At 55.7% G+C, this 5,811-nt stretch carries 3 rRNA genes; all 3 read left to right on the top strand.

Annotation, left to right across the window (positions count from 1 at the left end):
• Window positions 1–518: 518 nt before the first annotated feature.
• The 3 genes from OB08_RS16080 to rrf all read left to right on the top strand — a co-directional run bounded on the left by OB08_RS16080 (window position 519) and on the right by rrf (window position 5,740).
• A 16S ribosomal RNA gene (locus tag OB08_RS16080) occupies window positions 519–2,041 on the top strand.
• A gap of 376 nt (window positions 2,042–2,417) precedes the next feature.
• Window positions 2,418–5,522, top strand: a 23S ribosomal RNA gene (locus OB08_RS16075).
• A 101-nt stretch (window positions 5,523–5,623) separates the two neighbouring features.
• Window positions 5,624–5,740: ribosomal RNA gene (rrf, locus tag OB08_RS16070) — 5S ribosomal RNA — on the top strand.
• Together the 16S, 23S and 5S rRNA genes form the textbook arrangement of a ribosomal RNA operon.
• The last annotated feature ends 71 nt before the right edge of the window (window positions 5,741–5,811 follow it).

The following is a 5,811-nucleotide window of genomic DNA, read 5'->3' as shown; positions in this document are numbered from 1 at the left end:
GCGACACGCCCGGGATGTCGTGTCGATTCGACGAGGGGGTCGGGGTCACGTAATGTTCTTGTTGTTCGCCCCACAGGGAAGCGGAGAGGCCGAGAGCCTTACCCCCCTCAAGTGGTGGACCACCTCCCTTCGAAGATCAGCCTCTATGAGGCTGCTGGCCTCCGGGTCTAGAATGGAGTCTTCCTCCTTGTGGACCGCGGTCGCCGATCGCTGCTGGAGCCTGATGGCCTCGGCGCGTCGGTTTGACAGACGGAACGAGATGGATAAGATTGTGAAGTTGCCCTGCTGGGTTGGTCGTGAGGCTGGCTGGTGGGTGCGTCTGATCCTTGAGAACTCAACAGCGTGCACTTGTCAAATGCCAATTAACCTCGTGTCGGCCTTTTGGTCGGCTTGAGATTCCTTTGGATCGAAGACCACTTCTTCGGGAGTGGCAATGGATAGTCAGCAATGATTTATCTCTTTGGTCAGTTTCGAACTCGCTGCGGTCCGGTTTTTCCCCGGGTTGTATGCATTTCTTTTTTATGGAGAGTTTGATCCTGGCTCAGGATGAACGCTGGCGGCGTGCTTAACACATGCAAGTCGAACGGTGAAGCCAAGCTTGCTTGGTGGATCAGTGGCGAACGGGTGAGTAACACGTGAGCAACCTGCCCCGGACTCTGGGATAAGCGCTGGAAACGGCGTCTAATACTGGATACGAGCTTCAGTCGCATGGCTAGGAGCTGGAAAGATTTTTTGGTCTGGGATGGGCTCGCGGCCTATCAGCTTGTTGGTGAGGTAATGGCTCACCAAGGCGTCGACGGGTAGCCGGCCTGAGAGGGTGACCGGCCACACTGGGACTGAGACACGGCCCAGACTCCTACGGGAGGCAGCAGTGGGGAATATTGCACAATGGGCGGAAGCCTGATGCAGCAACGCCGCGTGAGGGATGACGGCCTTCGGGTTGTAAACCTCTTTTAGCAAGGAAGAAGCGAAAGTGACGGTACTTGCAGAAAAAGCGCCGGCTAACTACGTGCCAGCAGCCGCGGTAATACGTAGGGCGCAAGCGTTATCCGGAATTATTGGGCGTAAAGAGCTCGTAGGCGGTTTGTCGCGTCTGCTGTGAAATCCCGAGGCTCAACCTCGGGCCTGCAGTGGGTACGGGCAGACTAGAGTGCGGTAGGGGAGATTGGAATTCCTGGTGTAGCGGTGGAATGCGCAGATATCAGGAGGAACACCGATGGCGAAGGCAGATCTCTGGGCCGTAACTGACGCTGAGGAGCGAAAGGGTGGGGAGCAAACAGGCTTAGATACCCTGGTAGTCCACCCCGTAAACGTTGGGAACTAGTTGTGGGGTCCATTCCACGGATTCCGTGACGCAGCTAACGCATTAAGTTCCCCGCCTGGGGAGTACGGCCGCAAGGCTAAAACTCAAAGGAATTGACGGGGACCCGCACAAGCGGCGGAGCATGCGGATTAATTCGATGCAACGCGAAGAACCTTACCAAGGCTTGACATACACGAGAACGCCCTAGAAATAGGGAACTCTTTGGACACTCGTGAACAGGTGGTGCATGGTTGTCGTCAGCTCGTGTCGTGAGATGTTGGGTTAAGTCCCGCAACGAGCGCAACCCTCGTTCTATGTTGCCAGCACGTAATGGTGGGAACTCATGGGATACTGCCGGGGTCAACTCGGAGGAAGGTGGGGATGACGTCAAATCATCATGCCCCTTATGTCTTGGGCTTCACGCATGCTACAATGGCCGGTACAAAGGGCTGCAATACCGTGAGGTGGAGCGAATCCCAAAAAGCCGGTCCCAGTTCGGATTGAGGTCTGCAACTCGACCTCATGAAGTCGGAGTCGCTAGTAATCGCAGATCAGCAACGCTGCGGTGAATACGTTCCCGGGTCTTGTACACACCGCCCGTCAAGTCATGAAAGTCGGTAACACCTGAAGCCGGTGGCCCAACCCTTGTGGAGGGAGCCGTCGAAGGTGGGATCGGTAATTAGGACTAAGTCGTAACAAGGTAGCCGTACCGGAAGGTGCGGCTGGATCACCTCCTTTCTAAGGAGCATCTGGCACTTTCGGGTGTCCAGGCGCCGGATCAGGACGAATGTTCCTGCCGGTTAGCTCATGGGTGGAACATTTGACGAGGTGCCGATCGGGGGATCCCGGGCTCAGTACGCTGCTTGCAGCTGGAACGGTTCGGGGGATGTCGTCGGCACATGCACGCTGTTGGGTCCTGAGGGACCGGATGTGAATCCGCAACTCAGGGCCCTTTCTGGCGCCGGCAGCAGCTGGTGTGCGGGGAGGGTACCGCCCGTACTTTGAGAACTACACAGTGGACGCGAGCATCTTCGAGATGGCCCTTCGGGGTTGTCTCGTGAAGATGATCTTAAAGATCATTAGTCAATTTCGATTGACGATTCAACTCATGTGATTTCAAGTCTTTAAGAGCAAACGGTGGATGCCTTGGCATCTGGAGCCGAAGAAGGACGTAGCAATCTGCGATAAGCCTCGGGGAGTGGATAAGCACACTGTGATCCGAGGGTGTCCGAATGGGGAAACCCCGCTGGGCGGCGTGCCGACCCAGTGACTCCCGCCTGAATATATAGGGCGGGTAGAGGGAACGTGGGGAAGTGAAACATCTCAGTACCCACAGGAAGAGAAAGCAACCGCGATTCCGTTAGTAGTGGCGAGCGAAACCGGAACAGGCTAAACCTAGCGTGTGTGATAGCCGGCAGGTGTTGCACGTTGGGGGTTGTGGGACTTTTCGGGCTGTTCTGCCGAGCAGCCGGCGTGACAAGAAGGTATAGACGAACGGTTTTGAATGGCCGGTCAGAGAGGGTGCGAACCCCGTAGTCGAAATGCCTTGCCTTGGCGTGAAGAGTATCCCAAGTAGCACGGGGCCCGAGAAATCCCGTGTGAATCTGTCAGGACCACCTGATAAGCCTAAATACTCCCAGATGACCGATAGCGGACAAGTACCGTGAGGGAAAGGTGAAAAGTACCCCGGGAGGGGAGTGAAATAGTACCTGAAACCGTTTGCTTACAAACCGTTGGAGCCTCCTTAGTAGGGGTGACAGCGTGCCTTTTGAAGAATGAGCCTGCGAGTTAGCGATATGTGGCGAGGTTAACCCGAGTGGGGTAGCCGTAGCGAAAGCGAGTCTGAATAGGGCGATTCAGTCGCATGTCCTAGACCCGAAGCGAAGTGATCTATCCATGGCCAGGCTGAAGCGACGGTAAGACGTCGTGGAGGGCCGAACCCACTTAGGTTGAAAACTGAGGGGATGAGCTGTGGATAGGGGTGAAAGGCCAATCAAACTTCGTGATAGCTGGTTCTCTCCGAAATGCATTTAGGTGCAGCGTTGCGTGTTTCTTGCCGGAGGTAGAGCTACTGGATGGCCGATGGGCCCCACCAGGTTACTGACGTCAGCCAAACTCCGAATGCCGGTAAGTGAGAGCGCAGCAGTGAGACTGTGGGGGATAAGCTTCATAGTCGAGAGGGAAACAACCCAGACCACCAACTAAGGTCCCTAAGCGCGTGCTAAGTGGGAAAGGATGTGGAGTTGCTTAGACAACCAGGAGGTTGGCTTAGAAGCAGCCACCCTTGAAAGAGTGCGTAATAGCTCACTGGTCAAGTGATTCCGCGCCGACAATGTAACGGGGCTCAAGCACGCCACCGAAGTTGTGGCATTGACATTATTGGTAGGCCTTCGTGGTCCAGCCGTGTTGATGGGTAGGAGAGCGTCGTGTGGCGAGTGAAGCGGCGGGGTGACCCAGCCGTGGACGCCACACGAGTGAGAATGCAGGCATGAGTAGCGAAAGACGTGTGAGAAACACGTCCTCCGAAAGACCAAGGGTTCCAGGGTCAAGCTAATCTTCCCTGGGTAAGTCGGGACCTAAGGCGAGGCCGACAGGCGTAGTCGATGGACAACGGGTTGATATTCCCGTACCGGCGAAGAACCGCCCAAGCTAATCCAGTGGTGCTAAGTGCCCGAATTCCTTCGTACGATCCCTTCGGGGTGAGGCGGGGGAGCTAGCGCACGACCCCATGCTGGTGCGGTTAGCGTATTAACAGGTGTGACGCAGGAAGGTAGCCCAAGCCAGGCGATGGTTGTCCTGGTGCAAGTGCGTAGGCCGAGTCATAGGCAAATCCGTGACTCATACAGGCTGAGACACGATGCGGATGAAAAGTGGGTGATCCTATGCTGCCAAGAAAAGCATCGACGCGAGGTTCTAGCCGCCCGTACCCCAAACCGACTCAGGTGGTCAGGTAGAGAATACCAAGGAGATCGAGAGAATCGTGGTTAAGGAACTCGGCAAAATGCCCCCGTAACTTCGGGAGAAGGGGGGCCTTCGACGTATTAGGACTTGCTCCGAAAGCGTTTGGAGGCCGCAGAGACTAGTGGGTAGCGACTGTTTACTAAAAACACAGGTCCGTGCCAAGTCGCAAGACGATGTATACGGACTGACGCCTGCCCGGTGCTGGAAGGTTAAGAGGACCGGTTAGCCGCAAGGCGAAGCTGAGAATTTAAGCCCCAGTAAACGGCGGTGGTAACTATAACCATCCTAAGGTAGCGAAATTCCTTGTCGGGTAAGTTCCGACCTGCACGAATGGCGTAACGACTTCCCAACTGTCTCAACCGCGAACTCGGCGAAATTGCACTACGAGTAAAGATGCTCGTTACGCGCAGCAGGACGGAAAGACCCCGTGACCTTTACTACAGCTTGGTATTGGTGTTCGGTGTGGCTTGTGTAGGATAGGTGGGAGACTTTGAAGCGGTGACGCCAGTTACCGTGGAGTCGTTGTTGAAATACCACTCTGGTCACTCTGGATGTCTAACTTAGAACCGTAATCCGGTTCAGGGACAGTGCCTGGTGGGTAGTTTAACTGGGGCGGTTGCCTCCCAAAAAGTAACGGAGGCGCCCAAAGGTTCCCTCAACCTGGTTGGCAATCAGGTGGCGAGTGTAAGTGCACAAGGGAGCTTGACTGTGAGACTGACAGGTCGAGCAGGGACGAAAGTCGGGACTAGTGATCCGGCAGTGGCTTGTGGAAGCGCTGTCGCTCAACGGATAAAAGGTACCTCGGGGATAACAGGCTGATCTTGCCCAAGAGTCCATATCGACGGCATGGTTTGGCACCTCGATGTCGGCTCGTCGCATCCTGGGGCTGGAGTAGGTCCCAAGGGTTGGGCTGTTCGCCCATTAAAGCGGTACGCGAGCTGGGTTTAGAACGTCGTGAGACAGTTCGGTCCCTATCCGCTGCGCGCGTAGGAAGTTTGAGAGGATCTGACCCTAGTACGAGAGGACCGGGTTGGACGAACCTCTGGTGTGTCAGTTGTTCCGCCAGGAGCACCGCTGATTAGCTACGTTCGGGATGGATAACCGCTGAAAGCATCTAAGCGGGAAGCCGGCCTCAAGATGAGACTTCCATGCCTTCGGGCGAGAGGCTCCCAGCCAGACTACTGGGTTGATAGGCCAGATGTGGAAGCGTGGCAACACGTGCAGCTGACTGGTACTAATAAGCCGATGACTTGATAACACACCGTTTAAGGTGCTTGCGTCCACTGAGTGGTTCTCGATGTACGGTCGAGAACCGCACCAAACAAATCGTTTGTGTGCAGACTGAAACATCAATAGTGTTTCGGCGGCCATAGCGAGAGGGAAACGCCCGGTCACATTCCGAACCCGGAAGCTAAGCCTCTCAGCGCCGATGGTACTGCAGGGGGGACCCTGTGGGAGAGTAGGACACCGCCGGACTTCCATTACCGAAATGGCCACCCAACGCAGGGTGGCCATTTCGCGTTAACAACCCCACAGCGGAAGGATCG

This window comes from Microbacterium sp. HJ5, assembly GCF_054824025.1.
Note: the sequence above shows the minus strand (reverse complement) of the source record. Positions and strands in the feature narration are given on the sequence as shown.